This is a genomic window from Thauera sp., from assembly GCF_035444905.1.
In the GTDB taxonomy this organism is placed as follows: Bacteria; Pseudomonadota; Gammaproteobacteria; order Burkholderiales; family Rhodocyclaceae; genus Thauera.
The window spans coordinates 1-1,271 of the sequence record NZ_DAOMPS010000152.1 but is presented as its reverse complement, the minus strand read 5'-3'; the positions used below and the strand labels follow the sequence as shown (position 1 = coordinate 1,271).

Sequence of the window (1,271 nt, the reverse complement as noted above, 5' to 3'; positions counted from 1 at the left end):
CATCTGATCTGTGACGCTGTGAGGCGTTGCTGGAAGGATGAACACCGTGCCCAAGCCCTATCCCCAGGAGTTCCGCGACGACGTCGTGAACGTCGTCCGCAACCGTGAAGCAGGCCAAACGATCAAGCAGATCGCCGCGGATTTCGGCATCGCCGAGTCCTGTGTGCGCAACTGGATACGCCAGGCCGAGGTCGAGGACGGCGCCCGGCCCGGAACGCCCGCAGCGGAGAACGCGGAACTGCGCGAGGCCAAGAAGCGCATCCGGTTGCTGGAGCAGGAGAACGAGGTGTTGCGCCGGGCGGCGGCCTACCTGTCGCAGGCCAACCTGCCGTCAAAAGGCTCTACCCGCTCGTGAAGGAGCTCGCCGCCGACGGTATCCCCGTCATGGTGACGTGTCGGGTCCTGAAGCTCTCCCGCCAGCCCTACTACCGCTGGCTCGCCACCCCGGTCGCCACCGCCGAACTCACCGAGGCCTACCGCGCCAACGCCCTGTTCGACGCCCACACCGATGACCGGGAGTTCGGCTACCGGTACCTGGTTGAGGAGGCCCGGGATGCCGGTGAACCGATGGCCGAGCGCACCGCCTGGCGGATCTGCTCGACCAACGGTTGGTGGTCGGCGTTCGGCAAGAAACGCGGCAAGAACGGCAAGACGCCTGGCCCTCCGGTCCACGACGACCTGTGCGCCTACCTCGACGAGCACGGCGCGACCCGTCACCGGTTCGCCGCCGACGGGCCGAACGCGTTGTGGCTGTCCGATATCACCGAACACCGCACCGCGGAGGGCAAGCTCTACCTCTGCGCGATCAAGGACGTGTACTCCAACCGGATCGTGGGCTACTCCATCAGCGACCGGATGAAGTCCCGGCTCGCGGTCGCGGCGCTCAACAACGCCGTCGCCCGCCGCGGTGACGTGGCCGGCTGCGTGGTCCACACGGACCGAGGATCTCAATTTCGAAGCCGAAAGTTCGTGCGCGCCCTGCACCGCCACGCCATGGTCGGTTCCATGGGCCGGGTCGGGGCGGCCGGGGACAACGCCGCGATGGAGAGCTTCTTCGCGCTGCTGCAGAAGAACGTCCTGGATCGTCGCCGGTGGGCCACCCGCCAGGAGCTGCGGCTCGCGATCGTCACCTGGATCGAGCGGACCTACCACCGCCGCCGCAGGCAATCATCCCTGGGCCGATTGACCCCCATCGAATACGAGACCATCATGACCACAGCTGCCGCTTAGGCAGCCTGACCCACCCTGTCACCTATCGGTGCAGCAGTCCC

The 1,271-nt window shown here is 67.0% G+C and carries 1 protein-coding gene; it reads left to right on the top strand.

What is annotated here, in order from left to right:
- The first annotated feature begins 46 nt into the window (after window positions 1–46).
- Window positions 47–1,230, top strand: a protein-coding gene (locus PLC66_RS22730; protein ID WP_183523301.1) for an IS3 family transposase whose coding sequence is annotated in 2 segments (ribosomal slippage) — window positions 47–331 and window positions 334–1,230 — 1,182 coding nt in all. Because the reading frame shifts where the segments join, the coding sequence is not laid out codon by codon here.
- Window positions 1,231–1,271 lie beyond the last annotated feature (41 nt).